The 22,435-nt window shown below is 69.1% G+C and carries 16 protein-coding genes and 2 pseudogenes; 6 read left to right on the top strand and 12 right to left on the bottom strand.

What is annotated here, in order from left to right; translation table 11 throughout:
• Positions 1-85 precede the first annotated feature (85 nt).
• Positions 86-5,815 carry a PE family protein gene (locus tag AC5Y6Y_RS10365; RefSeq protein ID WP_499929886.1) on the bottom strand — a complete coding sequence of 1,910 codons (5,730 nt, stop codon included), beginning with the start codon at positions 5,813-5,815 and terminating at the stop codon, positions 86-88.
• A 534-nt stretch (positions 5,816-6,349) separates the two neighbouring features.
• Positions 6,350-7,138, bottom strand: a complete 789-nt coding sequence (locus AC5Y6Y_RS10360) for a (2Z,6E)-farnesyl diphosphate synthase (RefSeq protein WP_499929912.1) — start codon at positions 7,136-7,138, stop codon at positions 6,350-6,352.
• A gap of 142 nt (positions 7,139-7,280) precedes the next feature.
• Between AC5Y6Y_RS10360 and trhA the strand changes: the two genes are divergently transcribed.
• Positions 7,281-8,063: a PAQR family membrane homeostasis protein TrhA gene (trhA, locus tag AC5Y6Y_RS10355; RefSeq protein WP_463828814.1), complete on the top strand. Its 783-nt coding sequence runs from the start codon at positions 7,281-7,283 to the stop codon at positions 8,061-8,063.
• On the opposite strand, the gene AC5Y6Y_RS10350 is transcribed toward trhA, so the two are convergent.
• From AC5Y6Y_RS10350 to mca, 4 genes are read right to left on the bottom strand one after another with little or no spacing between them, the layout of a single operon-like run.
• Positions 8,060-8,440 (bottom strand): nuclear transport factor 2 family protein, encoded by a 381-nt coding sequence (locus AC5Y6Y_RS10350; RefSeq protein ID WP_463828813.1) that lies wholly within the window; start codon positions 8,438-8,440, stop codon positions 8,060-8,062. The genes trhA and AC5Y6Y_RS10350 overlap by 4 nt on opposite strands.
• 13 nt (positions 8,441-8,453) lie before the next feature.
• Positions 8,454-10,454 carry a thioredoxin domain-containing protein gene (locus AC5Y6Y_RS10345; RefSeq protein WP_499929884.1) on the bottom strand — a complete coding sequence of 667 codons (2,001 nt, stop codon included), beginning with the start codon at positions 10,452-10,454 and terminating at the stop codon, positions 8,454-8,456.
• On the bottom strand, positions 10,441-10,737 hold the full coding sequence (locus AC5Y6Y_RS10340) for a hypothetical protein (RefSeq protein ID WP_499929882.1): 297 nt from the start codon (positions 10,735-10,737) through the stop codon (positions 10,441-10,443). Before AC5Y6Y_RS10340 ends, AC5Y6Y_RS10345 begins: the two co-directional genes overlap by 14 nt.
• The gene (gene mca, locus AC5Y6Y_RS10335; RefSeq protein ID WP_499929880.1) at positions 10,734-11,606 is read right to left on the bottom strand and encodes a mycothiol conjugate amidase Mca; all 873 of its coding nucleotides are present in this window, start codon (positions 11,604-11,606) and stop codon (positions 10,734-10,736) included. Before mca ends, AC5Y6Y_RS10340 begins: the two co-directional genes overlap by 4 nt.
• A gap of 108 nt (positions 11,607-11,714) precedes the next feature.
• On the opposite strand from mca, the gene AC5Y6Y_RS10330 reads away from it, so the two are divergent.
• On the top strand, positions 11,715-12,149 hold the full coding sequence (locus AC5Y6Y_RS10330; RefSeq protein WP_463828809.1) for a DUF4307 domain-containing protein: 435 nt from the start codon (positions 11,715-11,717) through the stop codon (positions 12,147-12,149).
• A 223-nt stretch (positions 12,150-12,372) separates the two neighbouring features.
• Positions 12,373-12,867: a transcription elongation factor GreA gene (gene greA, locus AC5Y6Y_RS10325; RefSeq protein WP_463828808.1), complete on the top strand. Its 495-nt coding sequence runs from the start codon at positions 12,373-12,375 to the stop codon at positions 12,865-12,867.
• A 79-nt stretch (positions 12,868-12,946) separates the two neighbouring features.
• Here greA and AC5Y6Y_RS10320 read toward each other — a convergent pair whose 3' ends face one another.
• From AC5Y6Y_RS10320 to AC5Y6Y_RS10305, 4 genes and pseudogenes are all read right to left on the bottom strand, one after another.
• Positions 12,947-14,101 carry a cystathionine gamma-synthase gene (locus AC5Y6Y_RS10320; RefSeq protein ID WP_463828807.1) on the bottom strand — a complete coding sequence of 385 codons (1,155 nt, stop codon included), beginning with the start codon at positions 14,099-14,101 and terminating at the stop codon, positions 12,947-12,949.
• 41 nt (positions 14,102-14,142) lie between these two features.
• Positions 14,143-14,658, bottom strand: a pseudogene (locus tag AC5Y6Y_RS10315) (RDD family protein); the annotation flags it as partial.
• A 114-nt stretch (positions 14,659-14,772) separates the two neighbouring features.
• Complete coding sequence (locus AC5Y6Y_RS10310; protein ID WP_499927666.1) at positions 14,773-16,167, bottom strand: cystathionine beta-synthase; 1,395 nt, start codon at positions 16,165-16,167, stop codon at positions 14,773-14,775.
• A 43-nt stretch (positions 16,168-16,210) separates the two neighbouring features.
• A complete protein-coding gene (locus AC5Y6Y_RS10305; RefSeq protein WP_463828805.1) occupies positions 16,211-17,278 on the bottom strand; it encodes an alpha/beta hydrolase in 1,068 nt (355 codons plus the stop codon).
• Positions 17,279-17,499: 221 nt separating this feature from the next.
• Between AC5Y6Y_RS10305 and AC5Y6Y_RS10300 the strand changes: the two genes are divergently transcribed.
• The gene (locus tag AC5Y6Y_RS10300; protein ID WP_463828819.1) at positions 17,500-18,459 is read left to right on the top strand and encodes an SGNH/GDSL hydrolase family protein; all 960 of its coding nucleotides are present in this window, start codon (positions 17,500-17,502) and stop codon (positions 18,457-18,459) included.
• Positions 18,460-18,534: 75 nt separating this feature from the next.
• Positions 18,535-19,752, top strand: coding sequence for an acetyl-CoA C-acetyltransferase (locus AC5Y6Y_RS10295; protein ID WP_463828804.1), 1,218 nt, complete (start codon positions 18,535-18,537; stop codon positions 19,750-19,752).
• Between the two features lie 115 nt (positions 19,753-19,867).
• Here the strand turns inward: AC5Y6Y_RS10295 and AC5Y6Y_RS10290 are convergent.
• Both AC5Y6Y_RS10290 and AC5Y6Y_RS10285 read right to left on the bottom strand, forming a co-directional pair.
• A pseudogene (locus AC5Y6Y_RS10290) lies at positions 19,868-20,068 on the bottom strand (hypothetical protein); the annotation flags it as partial.
• Between the two features lie 239 nt (positions 20,069-20,307).
• A complete protein-coding gene (locus AC5Y6Y_RS10285) occupies positions 20,308-21,150 on the bottom strand; it encodes a Bax inhibitor-1/YccA family protein (protein WP_463828803.1) in 843 nt (280 codons plus the stop codon).
• 244 nt (positions 21,151-21,394) lie between these two features.
• Here AC5Y6Y_RS10285 and AC5Y6Y_RS10280 point away from each other — a divergent pair, with 244 nt between their 5' ends.
• Positions 21,395-22,432 (top strand): enoyl-CoA hydratase/isomerase family protein, encoded by a 1,038-nt coding sequence (locus AC5Y6Y_RS10280; RefSeq protein ID WP_463828818.1) that lies wholly within the window; start codon positions 21,395-21,397, stop codon positions 22,430-22,432.
• Positions 22,433-22,435: the final 3 nt, after the last annotated feature.

Below are 22,435 nucleotides of genomic sequence, written 5' to 3'. Positions count from 1 at the left end.
CTTACAGAGTCAGACGTTCGCTGTTCGACGTGTGTGGAATATTGCCTGGGAGGGCCGCGCACGCGTGGCCGATATCGCTTGGTTGCTAGGTGCCGTTCGGCCCGTTGCTGCCCGGAGCGCCTGCGACGCCGCCCGTACCCGGAGTGCCCGGGAGACCGCCGGTACCGCCTGTACCAGGGTTACCGTCGGTGCCGCCCGTGCCGTCGGTGCCGCCGCCCAGGCCAGTTCCGCCCGTGCCGCCGCTGGCGTGGTTGCCGCCCGCGCCACCGTTGGCGCCGTTGCCGGCCCCTCCACCGATGCCGGTGCCCGTCGGGTTGCCACCGCCGCCGCCGGCACCGCCGTTCCCGCCGGCACCGGAGTTTCCGGCGTCTCCACCGATCCCGCCGCCGTTGCCGTCGCCGCCGTCGCCGCCGGCACCACCGATGCCGCCCGAGGCGGCCGTACCGGCATTGCCGCCCTTACCACCATTCTGGTTGGTGCCAATGCCATTGCCGCCTTTACCGCCGGTACCCGACGTGCCGCCTGAGCCGCCCTGCCCGCCATTGCCACCGACTGCGCCTGCGGTGGTGTCGGTGCCGGCACCACCGTTACCGCCAGCACCACCGGCGCCGCCGGCACCGCTGGCACCACCGTTGCCGGCGATGCCGCCGGGGTTGGACCCGCTGGATGCGTTGCCGCCGTTGCCGCCTGTACCGCCGCCCCCGCCGGTGCCGCCGGCACCGCCGTTGCCCCCGGCACTCGCCGCCCCGTTGGTGCCGCCGCCGATCGCGGTGCCACCGGACGCGCCATCGCCACCGGCACCACCCGCACCAGCGTTGCCGCCGACGCCACCGTCTCGTCCCGCGTTGTTAGCAACCGTGTTGCTGTTTTGGCCAGCACCGGCATTTCCACCGGTACCGCCGTTGCCGGCGGCGCCACCGGTCCCGGCGCTACCCGCGTGACCACCATTCTGGCCATCGCCACCGGCACCCGCGTTACCGCCGGCGCCTCCCTTGCCGCCCGTACCACCGTTGCCACCAGCGCCACCAGTCGTACCGCCACCGTTGCCACCGGTACCCCCGGCGGAACCAATGCCACCCTTGCCACCGCTACCACCAACGCCACCGTCGGTAGTCGCGGTGCCGGTACCGCCCGTACCACCGTGGCCGGCATCCCCACCAGCGGCCCCGTTACCGCCGACACCGCCGACGGTGCGGTTGCCGGTGCTGTTACCGCCGATGCCGGCAGTCCCGGCGTTACCACCGTCGCCGCCGTCGCCGGCATTACCGGCGGTGCCGTTGTTGCCAGCCCCCAGGGCCGTACCCGCGGCACCGCCGTTGCCGCCGTCTCCGCCCTTGCCGCCGCCGCCCGCGTTACCGCCGGCGCCACCGGTGGTGCCGCTGGTTCCGTTTGTACCGTTACCGCCCTGGCCGCCTTTACCGCCGTTTCCGGCCTCGCCGCCATTACCCGCGTCACCAAGGACGGATCCGCCAGTACCGCCCGCACCACCGTCGCCGCCCCGGCCGCCGGTACCGCCAGCGGTTCCGGCGGTGCCGCTGGTAGTACCGGCGGTGCCGGTCGCGCCGTTGCCACCGCTGCCACCGTTACCGCCGTCACCGTGCGAACCGCCGGCGCCACCCTTGCCGCCGTTGCCGCCGGCCGCACCGTTGGTGTTCGCGCCGTTGTCGAAGCCATTGCCACCGTTACCGCCGTGCCCACTGTTGGTGGCATCGGCTCCATCAACGCCGTCGTTGCCGACGGTCGAGCCAGTGCCCGCCGCGCCACCGGTACCGACCGCGCCCGCATCGCCACCCTTACCGCCATTGCTGGCGTGGATGTTGCCCGCCGTGCCGTTGGCGCCGTCGCCGCCGTCACCGCCAAGGCCCGCAGCACCGCCGGCACCGCCGTCTCCGGCAGCACCCTGGGTTCCCGCCGTGGCAGTACCACCGTTACCGCCGGCGCCACCCTCACCACCGGCGCCGCCGGCACCACCGGCGCCACCGACTGTGGTCGGGTTCGTCGAGTTGGCGCCGGTACCGCCGGTTCCGCCTTGTGCGCCGGCGCCACCAGTACCGCCTGCGCCGCCATTGCCAGACACCGAGCCGCCGGCCCCGCCGTCACCACCGGCACCACCGAAACCGCCGCCAACACCGGCGCCACCGGCGCCGCCCGAGCCGACCCCGGCCGCGCCGGCCGCGCCCGTCAGACCCGCACCACCGGTGCCGCCCGCGCCACCGTTGCCACTCGCCCCCGCATCACCGCCGTGACCGCCGGCGCCACCGCCGGCCTGACCCATACCGCCGACACCGCCGGCGCCACCGTCACCAGATGTCGCACCGCCGGCACCGCCGTGACCGCCAGCACCGCCGAGACCCGCCTTCGATCGACCGAGGCCACCCTCGCCACCGATGCCGCCGGTACCTGTTTCCCCGCCGGCGCCACCGGTGCCACCGGCACCACCGTTGCCGGCCTGCGCCCCGCTGTCGCCACCGTGGCCGCCTGCGCCTCCGGCGCCGGTGCCGTCGCCGGCACCACCGTGGCCACCGGCACCACCGCTACCCAGCACACCGCCGGCACCACCGGTGCCGCCCACACCACCGGCGGCGTTCGACCCGGCGTCGGCGGCATAACCGTCGCCACCGACACCACCGTCGCCGCCATTGGTGGCGGCAGCGCCAGTAGCGCCGTTCGGACCACTACCGGCGCCGCCGCTGCCCTTTGACCCGCCGGCCCCACCGGAACCGGCGTTACCGCCCTGACCGCCCGTGCCGCCGTTGACGCTGCCCGAGTTGCCGTCACCACCGAGACCACCGGTGCCACCGACACCGGCCGCGCCACCGTCACCGCCGGCGCCTCCGGCGCCGAGCGCACCCGCAACCCCCTTGGCAGAGGCACCGCCGATACCACCGTTACCGCCGGCGGCACCCTGCCCGCCGATGCCGCCCTGGCCGCCGGTACCGCCGGTCCCTCCGCCGTCAGCGCCGTCCGCGCCAACACCACCGGTGCCACCGACACCGCCGTCACCACCGGCACCACCGGCACCACCGGCACCGCCGTTGCCCGCCAGCGACCCGGCCGCACCACCGGCGCCGCCGTTACCGCCGATACCGCCGGCCTGGCCCGTGTCGCCAACCAGACCCGTACCACCGGTCGCGCCCTGGGCGCCCGCGGCACCGGCCCCGCCGGCACCGCCGGCACCACCGTTGCCTACCGAGCCACCCGCGCCACCCACGCCACCATTACCGCCGGCTGCACCGGTCACCGTGCCCGCGGCGGCGTTGTACCCGTCGCCGCCGGCACCGCCGTTGCCCCCGTTGGTGGCCGCGGCGCCCGCGGCGCCATTCGCGGCAGCGACGGTCCCGTTGCCGTTCAATCCGCCGGCCCCGCCGGCCCCGACGGTGCCGGCGTTACCGCCGAGCCCGCCTGCGCTGCCATGGATGTTGGTGATGGTGCCATTACCGCCGTGACCGCCGTCACCGCCGAGGCCGGCGTCACCGCCGGCACCACCGGCACCGCCGGCACCCAGGTTGCCGAGCGGGTTCTGTGCCAGGCCGCCACGACCGCCGCCGCCGCCTTGGCCGCCGGCTCCGCCGACCCCGCCGGTACCGCCGATCTGGGACGGGTCAGCTGCGTAGGCGCCGACTGCGCCGGTGCCGCCCTGCCCGCCAATGCCGCCCTGGCCGCCGGTCCCGCCAGAGCCCGCCTTCGTACCGGCGTCACCGCCGGCACCACCGGTACCACCGTTGCCGCCGGTACCACCGGCACCACCGGTTTGGGTTGGGTCGGTGCCGGTTGCACCGATGGCACCGTTGCCGCCGGCGCCGCCCGCGCCGCCGTTGCCTACCAGACCACCGGCACCACCACGGCCACCGTTACCGCCATGAGCCCCTGGCGTGACGGCGTTCCAGCCCGCGCCACCGGTGCCGCCGTTGCCGCCAGTCAGGGCTGCGGCGCCTGCGGCACCTGTTGCTGCGGCGGTGGTCCCGGTGCCGTTCAGTCCGCCGGCCCCGCCGGCCCCTTGCGCACCGGCGTTGGCGCCCTGGCCGCCTACGCCGCCGTTGCGGACGGCAGCGTTACCGGCGCCACCTGTCCCGCCGTCACCACCGAGTCCCGCAGCACCGCCGTTACCACCGATTCCACCCACACCGGTGACGCCACCGGTGCCGGAACCCAGCGCGGTACCCGCGGCGCCTCCTGCCCCACCCTGACCGCCGGCGCCACCCGAACCGCCGAGACCGCCAGCCCCACCGGTAGCACCGGCGACTGTCGCGTCGGCGCCCTTGGCGCCGGTCCCACCGGCTCCGCCGAGCCCTCCGGCACCGCCGGCTCCGCCGTCACCGCCGTTGCCGGATGTCGTGCCACCGTGGCCACCGGCCCCGCCGACACCGCCGGTGCCACCGACCACTCCAGCACCGCCTGCACTACCGGGGGCGAGCCCGTTCGCACCCGCGGCGCCGGCCACGCCGGCGCCGCCGTCACCGCCGGCACCACCGTTCGCGGTCGCACCGCCGTCACCACCGGCACCACCGGTCCCGCCGACCACACCCACGCCGCCGTTCCCGCCCTTGCCGCCCGCGCCGCTGCCGTCGCCGGCACCGCCCTCACCACCGGCGCCACCGTGACCGACCGCCCCGCCATTACCGCCGACACCGCCGTTGCCGCCCGCCGCGTTGGAGCCACCGGCGGCGGTGAGACCCGCTCCACCCGTACCGCCGTTACCGCCGCCGGTTGCCGCAGCACCGGCGGCGCCGTTTGCCGCACCGAGTGAACCCGCCCCGCCTGCACCGGCGATGCCGGGGTTGCCACCCACACCACCGGCACCGCCGTTGGGGGTGCCGATGTCGCCAGCGCCGCCGTCACCACCTTCGCCACCGAGCCCGGCCACGCCACCGGCGCCACCCACACCGCCGGCACCGAAGATGCCCGTGCCACCGGCGGCACCACCCGCACCGCCATTACCGCCCTGGCCTCCGCCGCCACCCGTCGCGCCGGCGACGACGGCGTCCGCACCGTCACCACCGAATCCACCAGCACCACCGACGCCACCGGCACCGGCCGTGCTGAATACCAGCCCTCCGTTGCCGCCCCGTCCCCCGGTTCCACCGGTGCCGCCGGCGATGGCCAACGACGGGTCACCTTCACCACCGGCACCGCCCACGCCGCCGGCACCACCGGCGCCGAAGAAGCCGGCGTTTCCGCCCATGCCTCCGATACCACCGGTCAGACCGGCGGCGGCACCGATGCCGCCGGCACCGCCCATACCGCCGTTGCCGTACAAGATCCCGCCGGAGCCGCCATTACCGCCCTGGGCGCCGGCGCCGCCCGTACCGCCGATGCCACCACTGCCGAATAACCCGGCGGCCCCGCCGTTACCGCCGACCTGTCCCACAGCACCGGACCCACCGGCACCACCATTGCCCCACAGCAATCCGCCGGCACCACCGTTGGCGCCGGTGCCCGCCGCACCGTCGGTGCCGTTGCCGATCAGTGGGCGACCCAGCAAAGCCTGCGACGGTGCGTTGATCAGGTCTCCGACGAGCCCGAGCGGGCTGGCGGCGGCCGCCTCGGCGCTTGCGTAGGAGCTACCTGCGGCGTTCAACGCCTGCACGAACTGCTCGTGAAACGCCTGGGCTTGGTTGCTCAGCGTTTGATACCCCTGCGCGTGCGTCCCGAACAACGCGGCGATGGCCGCCGACACTTCGTCCTGGGCCGCCGGCAGCAGCGAAGTGAAGGGGCTGGCCCACGCACCGTGGGCCTCGGACATCGACGTGCCCAGACTCTCCAGGTTCGTCGCGGCGAGGGCGAACAGATCCGGGGCAGCCACCAAATACGACATCGCTGAAACTCCTGTGGTTCATAGCCGACGAGGTCACTCGGTTTGGGAATGTACATCTTCGGTAAGCGAAAACACCAGATGCTGAAACGGGAATTTCCAGATTTTTCTATCTCGCCGATTCGACGACTGCCTCCGCGCCCCTGCGCGCCAACCGCGCAGATGTTTGCGGGAGCCTGAAGGATTCAACCTTCAGCTATCCATCTTGGTGGGTCGACTCACACGGTCACTGACGTGAGCGATAAAGTGTTGTACGCCAACACTTTTCAGTTCATCAGTTATCTCGCAGTACCGAGCGGCCTACTGACGCCAGTTGAATAATTATTGTCAATAGCGTCAGAAACCAGCAGGGAAAGCGACTCGTCTGACACCGCCGTGACCGGGCGTAAAGTTTGCTGTGTGCCGCACTACCGCCTTGGGATTGCGAAGTGGCGATTGACAAATTTTCTCGGGAGTGTCACGGCAACGGCACGACGCAGAGCCAGCCAAACGGTTGCTGGAAGTAGACCGACCGGTCTTCTGATTTGCCGGCGTCGGCTACTTGCCGTACCGGCGATGCCGCATGCTGTAGTCGCGCAGAGCACGCAGAAAATCGACTCGCCGGAACGCCGGCCAGTGCGCCTCGGTGAACCACATCTCCGAGTAGGCGCTCTGCCACAGCAGGAAGCCGGACAGCCGCTGCTCCCCGGAGGTGCGGATGACCAGGTCGGGGTCCGGCTGCCCGGAGGTGTAGAGGTTCTCCGAGATCCCGTCAACCGTCACCACCTCGACGAGTTCCTCGGCGGAGGCGCCGTTGGCGAGTTCCTTGCTCAGCAACGCACGTACCGCGCCGACGATCTCCTGCCGGCCGCCGTACCCCACCGCCACGTTGACGTGGAACGCGGCGTTCTGCGGGGTGGAATCCACCGCGTCGCGCAGCCGCCGGGCCGGTTCTTCACCCAGCAACTCCAGGTCTCCGACGGTCCGCACGCTCCAGCGGTTGGCCGGCGCGCAGATCTCCTCGACCACATCGGTGATGATCTCGATCAGCGCACCGAGCTCTTCGGGGTCGCGTTGCAGGTTCTCGGTGGAAAGTAGATAGACGGTGGTCATCTCGATGCCGGCGTCCTGGCACCACCGCAGCATCTCGGCGATCTTCACCGCCCCCATCCGGTAACCGACGCTGACGTCGTCGTACCCCAGGCTGCGCGCCCACCGCCGGTTCCCGTCGCACAGCACCGCGATATGCCGTGGCAACTCCGATCTGGACGCGGCCAGGCCCTGCCGGAGCCGTAGCTCGTAAAGCCGGTACAACGGCTCCTTGATCCGCGGCGGGACGATCTCCACGAAGATCCACACTACTGTGAACCGCACCAGTTTCCGGTGGCGAATTCGGGCTATATCACGTCATGTCATCAGGTTTCACTCAGCTGATTTCGCTACCCTGATCCGTGACCCCAACGGCCGAACACAAGACGAGGCAGAACAGATGAGCAGCCAATCCAGCACGCTCACCAACGCTGAGCCGAACAAGAACACTGAGCCGGACAAGGACGACTCCTCGCCGGTCCAGGCCGCCCAGGACGCCGTGGAGGGCGCCGCCCACCAGATCGCCGAGGGCGTCGCCAAAGTCCTGACCAAGCCCCGGTTCCGCGGCTGGATCCACGTCTACTCAGCCGGCACCGCCGTCGCCGCGGGCGCCTCGCTGGTGGCGGTGTCGTGGGCGGTGGATTCCACCAGGGCCGGTCTGGCGACAATGCTCTACACCTTCGCCACGATCATCATGTTCACGGTCAGCGCCACCTACCACCGGGTCAACTGGAAGTCCCCGACCGCCCGGATGTGGATGAAGCGCGCGGACCACTCGATGATCTTCGTGTTCATCGCGGGCAGCTACACGCCGTTCGCGCTCCTGGCCCTGCCTCCCGACCAGGCGAAACTGATGTTGTGGATCGTCTGGGGCGGTGCGGCCGGCGGCATTCTGCTCAAGATGCTGTGGCCTTCGGCGCCGCGCTGGGTCGGCGTGCCGCTGTACATCCTGCTCGGATGGGTCGCGGTCTGGTACACCGGCACCATCCTGCACAACGCCGGCGTGACGGCCATGGTGCTGCTGTTCGTCGGCGGCGCCCTCTACAGCATCGGCGGCGTGCTGTACGCCATCAAGTGGCCCGACCCGTGGCCGCGGACCTTCGGCTACCACGAGTTCTTCCACGCCTGCACCGCGGTGGCGGCGATCTGCCACTACATCGCGATGTGGTTCGTCGTCTTCTAGAGCTGGGTCACGTCGGCCGCTGACCAGTAGGCCTTCATCGCGGTGACCTTGCCGTCGCCGTCGAACACCATCGTCTCGATGGGCTCGATCCGCATCTTGCTGTCGCCCATCGCGACCGTCAGCCGGAAGTGGAAGGCCGCTTCGTTGCCAGATACCCGCAGCGTGACCAATTCGCATTCGCGTTGCGCGCCGGTCACTGCCGAATAGAAGCCGTGGATAGCACGGGTGCCGATGTGCACCTCACCACCCACCGGATCCTCCAGCGTGGCGTCGTCGGCGTAGAAGGCCGCCAGGTCCTCGGCGGTGCCGTCGCTCACCGTGGCGATGTAGCGATGCACGGTGTCGGTGATTGCTTGCACCCGCTCGGCATTTGGCATGTGACGCACGCTACTACCCGGGTACGTTCAGTGCGGTAGCCAGTGCCGCCGCGTCGGTCACCGGCAGGTCACACGACCGGCCCCGGCACACGTAGGCGGCGTCGGCGCCGGCCACCTGGTTCCGCCCGGTCAGCAGCGGCGACGAGTCCGTCTGGCCGCCGACAACGATCGCCCCGCCGGGGGCCAGCCGACGGGCTTCGGCCAGCAATGATGCGGGCTGCTGGCAGGCGACGGCGATCTGCAGTGGCCCGCGTACCGCCGCCTCGGCCACCGCCAGCCAATGGCCGGCCGACCGAGGGGCCCGGGCCAGCAGCACCGCATGCGCGTCCAGTGTCTGGCCGGCAAGCCGTAGATATCGCTCGGCGCGGGTGCCAGCCACCAGGTGAGCCGCGGTCAGTAACGCCTCGGCGATCGACGAGGCTCCTGACGGCGTGGCCCCGTCCAGCGGGTCGGCGGGCCTCAGCAACAACTGCTCGGCGTCGTCGGCGGTGTCGAACCACCGGCCGGGATGCTGCGCATCCGCGAAATGCCCGATCGCGGTGTCCAGCAGACCGGTGGCCGCGGTGAGCGACGCCGGCTCCGCGGTCAGCTGGTGGAGCGCAAGCAGGCCGGTGGCCAGCATCGCATAGTCCTCCAGAATCCCCGCGCTGTCGCCGACCACCCCGCCCAGGCTCGCGCGGCGCAGCCGCCCGTCCACCAGGTGACAGTCCAGCAGCGCGGCCGCACAACGCTGCGCGGCCCGGGTCAACTGCGGGTCACTCAACGCGACGCCGGCTTCGGCGAGCGCGGTGACGGCCAGCCCGTTCCAGGCGGTGACCACCTTGTCGTCGCGTCCAGGTTGGACCCGGGTACGCCGCGCCGCCAGCAGCCGCTCGCAGACCTCGTCCAGGCGATCGTCGGGGTCCACCGACAGCCGCAGCACCGACGTGCCGTGCTCAAAGGTGCCGGCCTCGGTGACACCGAAAACCCTTGCCGCCCAACGGCCGTCGTCCGGACCTAAAATTTCGGCCAGCTGGGCCGGCGTCCACACGTAGGTCGAGCCTTCCCGGCCGTCGGCGTCGGCGTCCAGCGAGGAGACGAACAGGTCGCCGTCGGCGAGGTCGTCGAGCAAAAACCGCGCCGTCTGCGCGGTGATCCGCCGGGCCAGCGGGTCGCCGGTGCGTCGGAACCAGTGTGCATACCAGCGCAACAGCAGCGCGTTGTCGTACAGCATCTTCTCGAAATGCGGCACCACCCAGGCGGTGTCGACACTGTAGCGGGCGAAGCCCCCGGCCAGCTGGTCATACATGCCACCGCGGGCCATCGCGCGGCCGGTGCGCGTCACCGCGGCCAGCACCGCCCGCGACCCGGTGCGCTCGTAGTGGCGCAGCAGCGCCTCCAGCAACGCCGACGGCGGAAACTTCGGAGCGCCACCGAAACCGCCGTGCTCGACGTCCTGGTCACCCAGCACGGCGGCCACCGCCTGATCACACAATTCCGGGGCCACCGCCGGGCCGCCGCCCGGCAACCCGGCGCTCATCGAGCGCAGCTCACCGGCGATGTGGTCCGAGGCCTCCTCCACCTCACCACGGCGTTCGCGCCAGGTCTCGCTGATCGCCGAAAGCAGTTGCAGAAAGCTGTCTTTCGGGTAGTAGGTGCCGCAGAAGAAAGGCCGGCCGTTCGGGGTCAGGAAGCATGTCATCGGCCAGCCGCCCTGTCCGGTGAGCGCGACGGTGGCGTTCATGTAGACCGCGTCGATGTCGGGGCGTTCCTCGCGGTCCACTTTGATACAGACGAAGTCGGCGTTCAGCACCTCGGCCACCCCGGGATCTTCGAACGATTCATGCGCCATGACGTGACACCAATGACAGGCGGCGTAGCCGATGGACAGCAAGATGGGCACGTCGCGGGTGGCTGCGTCAGCCAGCGCATGCGGTGTCCACTGCTGCCAGTGCACCGGGTTGTCGGCATGCTGACGCAGGTAGGGGCTGGTGGCGAGCGCGAGCGTATTGCGGCCGGCCTCAGCCGGGGTCATGAGCCGATCCCGGCGGCCGCGCGGACCCGTCGCCCCCTGGCGGAACGGGCGGGTCGTCCAATGCGTCGGTGCCCTCGTCCGCTGCCTGGTCGGCCTCGGGGTGCTGCCGGTCGAACGATTCGGGGACCTTCTTGAGCTGTCGGTTCATCGACCGCACCAGGAAGATGGTGGCGACAACCAGCAGCACCACGATCAACAACCCCAGTGGACTGGCCTTGCCGAAATCGGGCCCGTGGTTGCGGGTTCCGCCTTCTGCAATCACGGTGAGCACAAGAGCGTTCATCGGTCGGCTTCGATTCCGGCGAACAGATCGGTCTCCGGCAGGGTGGCCGGCACCCGCGACCGGGCCAGCTCGAATTCCTCGGTCGGCCATAGCCGCTGCTGCCAGGCGATCGGCGCAGCGAAGAACTCGGCATTCGGGTCGATCTGGGTGGCGTGCGCGAGCAGCGCGTCATCGCGCTGACCGAAATACGACGAGCATTCGACGCGGGTGGTGACCCGCTTCTCGAACTGGTCGTGCTCAGGCAGCCAGTGCTTGAGCCACTTGTCGAACGGCCCTTGCTGCCCGTGCTTTTCGAACTCGTCCTGCAGTAGCTGCATCCTGGCCCGCAGGAAGCCGTGCACGTAGTAGAGCTTGGACACCGTCCAGGGTTCCCCGGCGTCGCCGAAGCGGCGGTAGTCGCCGGCCGCCTCGTAGGCACCGACAGACACCTCATGGCAGCGGATGTGGTCGGGGTGCGGGTAGCCGCCGTTCTCGTCGTAGGTGATCATCACGTGCGGGCGGAATTCGCGGACCACCCGCACCAGCGCTGCAACCGATTCCTCCAGCGGCACCAGCGCAAAGCAACCCTCCGGCAGTGGCGGCGGCGGGTCGCCCTTGGGCAGTCCGGAGTCGACGAAGCCCAGCCAGGTGTGCTCGACACCGAGGATCTCGGCCGCTTTGGCCATCTCGTCGCGGCGAATCTCATGGATGTGTCCGCGCACGTCGGGCAGGTCCATCGCGGGGTTGAGAATGTCGCCGCGCTCACCGCCGGTCAACGTCACCACCAGCACCTGATGACCCTCGTCGGCGTACCGGGCGAGAGTCGCGGCGCCCTTGCTGGATTCGTCGTCGGGGTGGGCGTGCACCGCCATCAACCGCAGTTTGCTCACGTGCTCCCTTGTGTCTGTGGGTACGAGTCCGTCCACCGGCCCTGCTCAGTGCTCCCTATACTTCCAGTTCTGCTGTACCCCACAACTCCCCAGGGCAAGACTGACGGCTTGACTGACGAATCGATTCCGCGTCCCGAGGCACGCTACGGACGGTCCCGGCTTTCGCGCAAAGCACGGCGCCGAGTCGTCATCGGGCTCGCCGCGGCGGTGCTGGCGGCGGGCATCGGCATCGCCGTCGCCGGCTACCAGCGGATCGGCACCGCCCCGGTCACCGGCACGCTGGCGGGCTACCAGGTGATCGATGACGAAACGGCCTCGGTGATCATCAGCGTGACCCGCAAAGACCCGTCCCGGGCCGTGGCGTGCATCGTGCGGGTGCGCGCCAGGGACGGCAGCGAGACCGGCCGGCGCGAGGTGCTGGTGCCTCCCGCCGACCAGGCGACGGTGCAGGTGACCACCACCCTGAAATCCGGCAAGCCGCCGATGATGGCCGACGTATATGGCTGCGGCACAGACGTACCCGCGTATCTGCGCCCGTCCTGACCGCGCGACAAACGCCGAACTGCGGCGATGCAGGTCATCAGTTGTTAGCGCGGTGGTAACATAGGTGAATGCACGGTCCTGCCTGGGACCGTGTATTGCTGCATTAGAGGCCTTCGGCACGCGGGACTTGGCAGCAACCGGGGTGGGGGAAGCCGCTTACGTCAGCAAGCGGATCAGAGGACTTACGCGACACGCGGAACGACAACACAAGGAGCGGTACGAGATGACGGACACTCAGGTGACCTGGTTGACCCAGGAATCACATGACCGGCTCAAGTCCGAGCTCGACCAGCTGATCGCGAATCGTCCGGTCATCGCCGCGGAAATCAACGATCGCCGCGAAGAGGGCGATCTGCGCGAGAACGGCGGGTACCACGCTGCGCGGGAGGAGCAGGGTCAGCAGGAGGCCCGCATCCGGCAGCTGCAGGATCTGCTCAACAACGCCAAGGTAGGCGAGGCCCCCAAGCAGTCCGGGGTCGCGCTGCCCGGCTCGGTGGTGAAGGTCTACTACAACGGCGACAAGTCGGACAGCGAGACCTTCCTGATCGCCACCCGCCAAGAAGGCGTTAACGACGGCAAACTCGAGGTCTACTCACCGAACTCCCCGCTCGGCGGTGCGCTGATTGACGCGAAGGTCGGCGAGACCCGCAGCTACAAGGTGCCCAGCGGTAACACCGTCGAGGTGACGCTGGTCAGCGCGGAGCCGTACCACTCGTAGTTCCTGCCCAGTGTGCACGGCACGACGTATCTGCGGCGTGTCGCGTCGTGAGACGCACAGTCGGCGTCAGGCCGGTCGGTCAGCCCAGCGCCTGCTCGAGGTCGGCGATCAGGTCGGCGACGTCCTCGATGCCCACCGACAGCCGCACCAGGTCGTCGGGAACTTCCAGCTGTGAGCCGGCCGTCGATGCGTGCGTCATCGCGCTGGGGTGTTCGATCAGTGACTCCACCCCGCCCAGTGACTCGGCCAGAATGAAGACTTCGGTCCTGGCGCACAACTTCTCGGCCGCCTGCCGTCCCCCGCGCATCCGCAGCGACACCATGCCGCCGAAGCCGCGCATCTGGCGCGCGGCAACCGCATGGCCGGGATGGGTGGGCAGACCCGGGTAGAGCACGGCACTCACCGCCGGCAGCTCGGCCAGGAAATGCGCTACGGCAGCGGCGTTTTCGCTGTGCCGCTGCATCCGCAGTACCAGCGTCTTAATGCCGCGGATGGTCAGGTACGCATCGAACGGCCCCGGTACCGCACCCGCGCCGTTCTGCAGGAAGGCGAACGCCTGATCCAGTTCTTCGTCGTTGGTGACCACCGCGCCGCCGACGACGTCGGAGTGGCCGCCGATGTATTTGGTGGTCGAGTGCAGCACGATATCGGCACCCAGCGTCAGCGGTTGCTGCAACGCCGGCGAGGCAAACGTGTTGTCCACCAATACTTTTGCCTTGACATCGGCACCCAGCTGGCCGATGCCGGCAATGTCGGCGACCGACAGCAGCGGGTTGGTGGGCGTCTCCACCCAGATCAACCGGGTCTGCGGGGTGATCGCCGCGCGCACCGCGTCCAGATCGGACAACGGCACCGGCGTGTACCGGACGCCCCATTGGGTGAAGACCTTATCGATCAGCCGGAAGGTGCCGCCGTAGGCGTCGTCGGGAATGACGACATGGTCGCCGGGGCGCAGGACGGCGCGTAGCACACAATCGCTGGCGGCCATCCCGGAACTGAACGCGCGGCCGAACGCACCCTCCTCGATCGCCGCCAGGGAGGCTTCCAGCGCGGCCCGGGTCGGGTTGCCGGTGCGGGCGTACTCGAAGCCGCCGCGCAACCCACCGACCCCGTCCTGGGCGAAGGTGCTGCTGGCGTAGATCGGGGCGTTGACGGCGCCGGTCGCCGGATCGGGGCGGTAGCCCGCGTGGATCGCTTTGGTGGCCTGGCCGGTGAATCTGTGGTCGTGGTTCATCGACGGCCAGCCTAATCGCTCCTACCCGGTGGGCTCCCTCCTCAGCTTTGCAGCGGCAGACAGACCGTCGTCATGATCTTGTCCGCCAGGGTCTGGCGCTTCTTGTCCCACAACGGGAATAAGAATCCGATGTAGCAGATGATCGCGTCGACGAAGTGCGCGAGTTGACGCACCAGTGACATGGCGAATCCCAACGGAGCGCCGGAGACCTCGCTCACCACTTTGAACTTCAGGATCGACTTACCGATGCTCGATCCGGTGGTGCCCTGCTTGTAGCCGTAGTTCCACACGACGTAGGCCGCGACCAACCCATTTCCCAGCATGTTCAGGAAAGTGCCGGCCATCGAGTCGTCCGGGACGGCGATCAACAGGGCCGTGGTGATACCGACGATGATCAGCACCGGGACGTAGTCGATGAGGAATGCGAGCGCGCGGGAGACCCACGGTGTGTAGGACTCCGTCGACAACTGGCGCACGGCCGGTCCCGGCGGTGGCGGCGCGACCGCGCCGGCCGGCGGGGGTGGCGGCGGGTAGCCACCGGGCGGCGGGGGCGGGGGCGCGGACGGATAGGGCCCACCGGGCGGCTGATCGGTCATGGACAACCTTCCGATACGGAGTTTGCTGAACTAAGCCGGTTAGAGTACCGGAGCGCCGGAACCAGCGGGACCCCGCTAGCGTCGTCGCGTTCCTTCGGACAGGAAGCCCAGCAGGTCGTAGCGGGTGATCACCCCGACCGGCTTGCCCTCCTCCACCACCATCAACGCGTCCCAGTCGCGCAGCTCCTTGCCGGCCACGCTGACCAGCTCGCCGGCCCCGATCAGTCGCAACGGGGGGCTCATGTGCTCCGACACCGCGTCGGCCAGCTTGGCGCGGCCCTCGAACACCGCCGAAAGGAGTTCGCGCTCGGAGACACTGCCGGCGACTTCGCCGGCCATCACCGGCGGCTCGGCGCCCACGACCGGCATCTGCGACACCCCGTATTCGCGCAGAATCCCGATCGCGTCGCGCACCGTTTCCGACGGGTGGGTGTGCACCAGGTCGGGCAACGCACCGGACTTGCGCCGCAGCACATCTCCGACGGTGGACTCCGCCGATGACCCGTCGAGCCTGCTGCGCAGGAACCCGTAGGACGACATCCACGCGTCGTTGAAGATTTTCGCCATGTAGCCGCGCCCACCGTCGGGCAGCAGCACGACGACCAGCGCGTCGGGCCCGGCCTGCTCGGCCACCTTGAGCGCCGCGACAACGGCCATCCCGCAGGAGCCGCCGACCAGCATGGCTTCCTCGCGGGCTAGGCGCCGGGTCATGTCGAAGGAATCGGAGTCGGAGACCGCGACGATCTCGTCGGGCACCGAAGGGTCGTAGGCCGCCGGCCAGAAGTCCTCGCCCACTCCCTCGACCAGATACGGCCGGCCGGTGCCGCCGGAGTACACCGAACCCTCTGGGTCGGCGCCGATGATCCGCACCCGCCCGTTGGACACCTCCTTGAGGTAGCGACCGGCGCCGGTGATCGTGCCGCCGGTGCCGATGCCGGCGACGAAGTGCGTGATCTTGCCGTCGGTGTCGGCCCAGATCTCCGGACCCGTGCTGGCGTAGTGGCTGGCCGGGCCCTCGGGGTTGGAGTATTGGTCGGGCTTCCAGGCACCTTCGGTTTCCCGCACCAACCGGTCGGACACGCTGTAGTAGCTGTCCGGGTCCTCCGGGGGCACCGCCGTCGGGCAGACGACCACCTCGGCACCGTACGCGCGCAACACATTTCGCTTGTCCTCCCCGACTTTGTCGGGGCACACGAATACGCATTTGTAACCGCGGCGCTGGGCCACCAACGCCAGGCCGACACCGGTGTTGCCCGACGTGGGTTCGACGATGGTGCCGCCCGGCCGCAGCGCGCCGCTGGCCTCGGCCGCGTCGATCATCCGCTCGGCGATCCGGTCCTTGGAGCTGCCGCCCGGGTTGAGGTATTCGACCTTCGCGGCCACGATGCCCGAACCCTCGGGGACGACGGAGTTCAGCCGAACCAGCGGAGTGCCGCCGATGAGATCACTGATGTGCTGCGCGATTCGCATACGCCTATGGTCTCAGGCGGTCCCGCGCGGTGCACTCGGGTGTCTAGCCGGTGGCCTCGCGGATGTACTCGCCGATCTGCCGCAACGAACGCTCGGCCTCCGGCAAGATCGGTCCGGCCACCTGGAAGTCGTGCACCTGGCCCGGCCAGACCCGCACCTCGGCGGGCACCCCCACCGCCGCCAGCCGCTGCGCGGCCAGCTGGGCGTCGTGCAACAGCACCTCGGAGCCGGAAACGTGGATCAGCGTCCGCGGCAAGCCGGGCTCGATGTGCTCCAACGGCTCGTAGATCTCCTCGGGCGCACCGTTCTTCTTGTTCTTGGCGGCGCAGCTAGCAACCAATTCGCCGAGCGCGTCAAATGCTCGCGGCGGGAACATCGCGTCGCACTTGATGTTCGGGTGGGCCTGCTTCTCTTCCTTTGCCAGCTGCAGCAGCGGCGAGATCGCCACCAGGGCCGCGGGCTCCTCGTCCTCCCGCAGCAGACGTTGCGCCAGGGACAGCGCGAGGTAGCCGCCGGCCGAGTCGCCGGCAAGCACAATCTGCTCGGGTTCGTACCCGAGCAGCCGCAACCACCGGTAGCCGTCGTAGCAGTCATCGAGCGCCATCCCGATCGAATGCTTGGGCATCAGCCGGTAGTTGACGACCAGAACTGGGGCGTCAGCAAACTTCGACAGCGTCTCGACCAGGCGACCGTGCGAGTTTGCTCCGCAGGTGAGAAAGGCTCCGCCGTGCAGATACAGAATCACGCGCCGGGTACCGTCGGCCGGCAAGACGCCGGTGGCCCGCACCAATTGCGCTGAGGCATTGGGCAAGTCGACTTCGGCCCGGACGGTGTTGGTGGCCGGCAGCAGCACGCGGGCGGCGTGGTCGATCAGAGCCCACGGCCAGGGAAACTGTGGAACGTAGCTGCCGACCGCCAGAAACGGACGGATCGTGACACGCGAAGCAAGCGTAGCTATTCGCGCAGAGACACTTGGACCAGACTCGACCACCTGAACGGGGGCACCGTCACTGATCGCAAACCTGCGGGCTTCAAGTCTACGAGACTTCAGCACATCGCGCGGCCGAATGTGAACCCGGGGGGAACCAGATACTTTACTGGGAGCGGTCATTGCTCACTACTTCCTACGCCGTTGTAGTCCGATAGCATGCGACGAAGACGCTGAGCAGTGACTCCAGCCAACCTCGCCAACTTAGCTTGGCAGCCGTTTACCCACTCGGCACTCGATTATTCAGTTCGATATCACTTCTGGTTCACACCGTAATCGCTTTGTTCTTCAGCTACCCACGAAATCAGCACAACCGTCCTAAACTGATTGCCGTGAGCATGCGCGTGCCACGTCGTTCGACGATCGCTCTGGCCACCGCGGGTGCACTCGCCTCGACAGGCTCGGCCTATCTGGGCGCACGCAACCTGCTGGTCGGCCAGGCCATGCATGCGCGCACGGTGATCCCCAAGTCGTGGGACATCCCGCCCCGCGCCGACGGCGTCTACACCCGCGGCGGCGGTCCCGTGCAACGCTGGCAGCGCGGCATGCCCGTGGACCTGCACCTGATGATTTTCGGCGACTCGACGGCGGCCGGGTACGGGTGCGTGACCGCAGAGGATGTTCCCGGGGTGGTGATCGCCCGCGGGCTGGCCGAGCAGACCGGGCTGCGAATCCGCCTGAGCACCAAGGCCATTGTCGGAGCCACGTCGAAAGGCCTCTGGGGTCAGGTCGATGCGATGTTCGTCGCCGGACCGCCACCCGACGCCGCGGTCATCATGCTCGGCGCGAACGACATCACCGCGCTCAACGGGGTCAGCCCGTCGGCCCAGCGACTCGGCTCCTCGGTGCGCCGGCTGCATGACCGCGGCGCCGTCGTGGTGGTGGGGACCTGTCCAGACCTGGGGGTCATCACGGCAATCCCCCAGCCGTTGCGTTCGCTGGCGCGCACCCGGGGTCTGCAACTGGCCCGCGCACAAGCCGCCGCGGTGCGCGCGGCCGGGGGTGTGCCAGTGTCGATCGCGCATCTGGTGGCGCCCAAATTCCGGGAGATGCCGGAGCTGATGTTCTCCGCCGACCAGTTCCACCCCTCGGCGGCCGGGTATGCCGTCGCGGCCGAGCAGTTGCTGGCGGCGTTGCGCAGCGCGCTCAGTGACAAGCTGGACCTGCCGCCGGTTCCGCCGCCGGTTTCAGCCGAGATCGTCACCCCGGAGGTCAGTGCCACCCGACGCGCACTGGTGTCCCGGTTCTGGCCGCGCCCGTCGGCTGCGCGTGCGGCCGAAGGTGAAGCCGTCGCCCTACCTTGACTCCGGCGCGTTGGGCCGCGGGACTAGGCTCGGCCTGCCAGATTCGAATGGCCACCGCCCACCGGAGGAGCCGACATGCCCGAAGCCGTCATCGTCTCAACTGCCCGCTCACCGATCGGCCGTGCCATGAAAGGGTCGCTGGTCGGCATGCGGCCCGACGACCTGGCCAGCCAGATGGTGCGCGCCGCACTCGACAAGGTGCCGGAGCTGAACCCACATCAGATCGACGACCTGATGCTGGGATGCGGACAGCCCGCCGGTGAGTCCGGCTTCAACATGGCGCGGGTCGTCGCCGTCCAACTCGGCTACGACTTCCTGCCCGGCACCACCGTCAACCGGTACTGCTCGTCGTCGCTGCAGACCACCCGCATGGCGTTTCATGCGATCAAGGCCGGTGAGGGTGACGCTTTCATCTCCGCCGGTGTGGAGACGGTGTCCCGCTTCGCCAAGGGCAGCGCCGACTCGTGGCCGGACACCAAGAACCCGCTGTTCGACGAGGGGCAACAGCGCACCGCCGCGGCGGCGGCCGGCGCCGACGAATGGCACGACCCGCGCGCCGACGGGAATGTGCCTGACATCTACATCGCGATGGGGCAGACCGCCGAGAACGTCGCTGCGATGACGGGCATCAGCCGCGAAGACCAGGACCACTGGGGTGTGCGCAGCCAGAACCGCGCTGAAGAAGCGATCAAGAACGGGTTCTTCGCCCGCGAGATCTCTGCGGTCACCCTGCCCGACGGCAGCACCGTCGACACCGACGACGGCCCGCGCGCCGGCACCACCTACGAGAAGATCAGCGAGCTCAAGCCGGTGTTCCGGCCCAACGGCACCGTCACCGCGGGCAATGCCTGCCCGTTGAACGACGGCGCGGCTGCGGTGATCATCACCAGCGACACCAAGGCCAAGGAGCTGGGCCTGACGCCGTTGGCGCGCATCGTGTCCACCGGCGTCAGTGGGCTCTCCCCGGAGATCATGGGGCTGGGCCCGATCGAGGCGGTCAAGAAGGCGCTGGCCCGCGCCGGCATGTCGGTCACCGACATCGACCTCTTCGAAATCAATGAGGCGTTTGCGGTGCAGGTGCTGGGGTCGGCGCGCGAGCTGGGTATCGACGAGGACAAGCTGAACGTGTCGGGCGGTGCTATCGCGTTGGGTCACCCGTTCGGCATGACCGGCGCCCGCATCACCGCGACGCTGCTCAACAATCTGCAGACGCACGACAAGACGTTCGGCGTGGAGACCATGTGCGTCGGCGGTGGGCAGGGTATGGCGATGGTGGTCGAGCGGCTGTCCTAGCTGCGCTTCGTCGGCGCTGCGCCGCCCCTCCGCCGTTCACTCTGCGTCGGCCCACCCGGTCACTCTGCGTCCAGGGCGACAGAGTGCGAGAGCGCAGCGCCCTCAGCGCAAAGTCAGCGGCGGCACCGGACAGAACACCTTCGCGGTGCGACCACAACCACGCGGCGACGGTGCGGTCGCGCAATGACGGGTCCACACGCTTGTCCAGGTAGACATTCGGCATGATCGGGCGGTAGTAAGTGCGCAGCTCGTGCCGGCTGAGTCGGCCGTCGGTGAGTGCCTCGCTGCCGATAAAGGGCTGCTGTGCATACCACATACCCCGCATGGTGGCAGCCGGCACCGACACCGCAATTCACTCTGCGTCCAGGGCGCAAAACTGCGAGGACCCCCCGCCACCAGCGCAGAGTCACGCCCGGGGAAGCCACCCACCGCGCCGCCAGCGCAGCGTCAACGCCGCACACCCGCGGCGCCACCCGCGCGGCGCCACACGAAAGAGGGCGCACACAAAAGAGAAAGCCGGCACGCCATGGCGTGCCGGCTTTGCCCGTCCAGGGATCAATCGTTCTGCAGATAGCTCAGCAGACGCAGGATCTCGATGTACAGCCAGACCAGGGTCACGGTCAGGCCGAGCGCGATGCCCCACGCGGCCTTCTCCGGCGCCCCTGCGCGAATCATCTGGTCGGCGGCGTCGAAGTCGATCAAGAAGCTGAAGGCCGCGATGCCGATGCAGACCAGCGAGAAGATGATCGCGATGGTGCCGCCACCCCGCAGCGGGCCCGCCGAGTGGGTGAAGAAACTCAGCACGAGGTTGCCCAGCATCAGGAAGAACACACCGAAGATCGCAGCGGTCATCATCCGAACGAACTTCGGCGTGACCCGAATAGCACCGGTCTTGTAGACGACCAACATTCCGAAGAACACGCCGAGAGTCCCCAGGATGGCCTGGCCGATGAGCGAACCCGCGTTGGCCGAGCCCACAGTGAAGTGCGCCAGCAGGAACGAGATGGCGCCCAGGAACAAACCCTCGAGGACGGCGTAGCTCAGCACGATCGCCGGGTTGTCCTGCTTGCGACCGAACGTCGCAATCAGCACCATTACCAGACCACCGATCCCGCCGACCATGGCCAGCGGCATCGCCAGGCTGTTGTTCGCCGCGACCAGGAAGTAGGAGACGACCGCGGTCGCCGACAGCGTGGCCAGCGTCAGGCCGGTCTTGGTGACGACATCGTCGATGGTCACCGGACGAGAAGTCCCCGCCTGCGGCTGGTAAGGCTGGGACGGCTGGTAGGGGGCGTATGGGTCGCCCTGGTAGCCCGGCGCGACGCCGGGGCCGAACTGCGCGTATCCGCCCTGCTGCTTCGGCAGCGAGCGGAATACCGGGTTGCTTGTCTCCCGCACCGTCGGATCCTCTCTGAAATGCTGTGGTTTCGAGCTGTGCAAACAGTTACTCAACGTTTGGCGGTCCGCGCGGGTTCCCGCGGAGCTGCTTATCGACCTGGTCCGGATGAAGGTCCGGATAACCATAAACCTTAGACCCGCGGGCACCGCCGAGCGAGTAACGATCTAGATTGCTGGTCAAACTCATGGTCACAGCGGCCAGGGGTGCTTCACGACGAGGGGAGACGTGCGCGTGACTGGCGCCGTGACTGGGGAATCCGACGAGGTCCTGACCCGCGTGGACCACAACGTCGGCTACGTCACACTGAACCGCCCGAAGGCGATCAACTCGCTCAGCCAGACGATGATCGACCTGCTGAGCACGGTCCTGACCCGGTGGGAGCGCGACGACGCGGTGCGTGCGGTGGTGCTCACCGGCGCCGGCGAGCGCGGGTTGTGCGCCGGCGGTGACGTGGTGGCGCTGTATCACTCCGCCCGCAGCGACGGCGCCGAGGCGCGGCGGTTCTGGCGCGACGAGTATCTGCTCAACGGAAAGATCGGCCGCTACGACAAGCCCTACGTCGCGGTGATGGACGGCATCGTGATGGGCGGCGGGGTCGGCGTCAGCGCCCACGCGAACACCCGGGTGGCCACCGACACCTCCAAGGTCGCGATGCCCGAGGTCGGGATCGGCTTCATCCCCGACGTCGGCGGGACCTATCTGTTGTCGCGGGCGCCCGGCAAGCTCGGCCTGCACGCCGCGCTGACCGGTGCACCGTTCGACGGTGCGGACGCCATCGCGCTGGGGTTCGCCGACCACTACGTGCCACACAGCGAACTCGATGCTTTCACCGCCGCGGTCGCCACCGAAGGCGTCGAAGGCGCGCTCGCGCACTACGCCGTCGAACCGCCACCGAGTAAGCTTGCGGCGCAACGTGAATGGATCGACGACTGCTACTCGGGCGACACTGTCGCGGACATCATCGCCGCGTTGCGCGCACACGACGCGGAGCCGGCCCACGACGCCGCGGACCTGATCGCCACCCGCTCCCCCATCGCACTGTCGGTGACCTTCGAGGCGGTACGCCGTGCCGCCGAGCTGGAAACGCTGGAAGATGTTCTGGTGCAGGATTATCGGGTGTCGTCGGCGTCGCTGCGCTCGCACGACTTCGTCGAAGGCATCCGCGCCCAACTGGTCGATAAGGACCGCAACCCGAAGTGGTCCCCGGCGCAACTGGACGAAGTCACCGCAGCCGACGTCGACGCATATTTCGCACCAGTGGACGACGATCTGACGTTCTAGGGA

The sequence above is a fragment of the Mycobacterium sp. NGS24 genome, assembly GCF_059813065.1.
This window is presented reverse-complemented; position numbering and strand designations above follow the sequence as displayed.

What these genes read in the sequence shown, in the direction of transcription:
- AC5Y6Y_RS10365 (WP_499929886.1), bottom strand. Translation starts at nt 5,815, where the DNA reads ATGTCGTATTTGGTGGCTGCCCCGGATCTGTTCGCCCTCGCCGCGACG.
- trhA (WP_463828814.1), top strand. Translation starts at nt 7,281, where the DNA reads ATGAGCAGCCAATCCAGCACGCTCACCAACGCTGAGCCGAACAAGAAC.
- AC5Y6Y_RS10350 (WP_463828813.1), bottom strand. Translation starts at nt 8,440, where the DNA reads ATGCCAAATGCCGAGCGGGTGCAAGCAATCACCGACACCGTGCATCGC.
- AC5Y6Y_RS10345 (WP_499929884.1), bottom strand. Translation starts at nt 10,454, where the DNA reads ATGACCCCGGCTGAGGCCGGCCGCAATACGCTCGCGCTCGCCACCAGC.
- AC5Y6Y_RS10340 (WP_499929882.1), bottom strand. Translation starts at nt 10,737, where the DNA reads ATGAACGCTCTTGTGCTCACCGTGATTGCAGAAGGCGGAACCCGCAAC.
- greA (WP_463828808.1), top strand. Translation starts at nt 12,373, where the DNA reads ATGACGGACACTCAGGTGACCTGGTTGACCCAGGAATCACATGACCGG.
- AC5Y6Y_RS10320 (WP_463828807.1), bottom strand. Translation starts at nt 14,101, where the DNA reads ATGAACCACGACCACAGATTCACCGGCCAGGCCACCAAAGCGATCCAC.
- AC5Y6Y_RS10310 (WP_499927666.1), bottom strand. Translation starts at nt 16,167, where the DNA reads ATGCGAATCGCGCAGCACATCAGTGATCTCATCGGCGGCACTCCGCTG.
- AC5Y6Y_RS10305 (WP_463828805.1), bottom strand. Translation starts at nt 17,278, where the DNA reads ATGACCGCTCCCAGTAAAGTATCTGGTTCCCCCCGGGTTCACATTCGG.
- AC5Y6Y_RS10295 (WP_463828804.1), top strand. Translation starts at nt 18,535, where the DNA reads ATGCCCGAAGCCGTCATCGTCTCAACTGCCCGCTCACCGATCGGCCGT.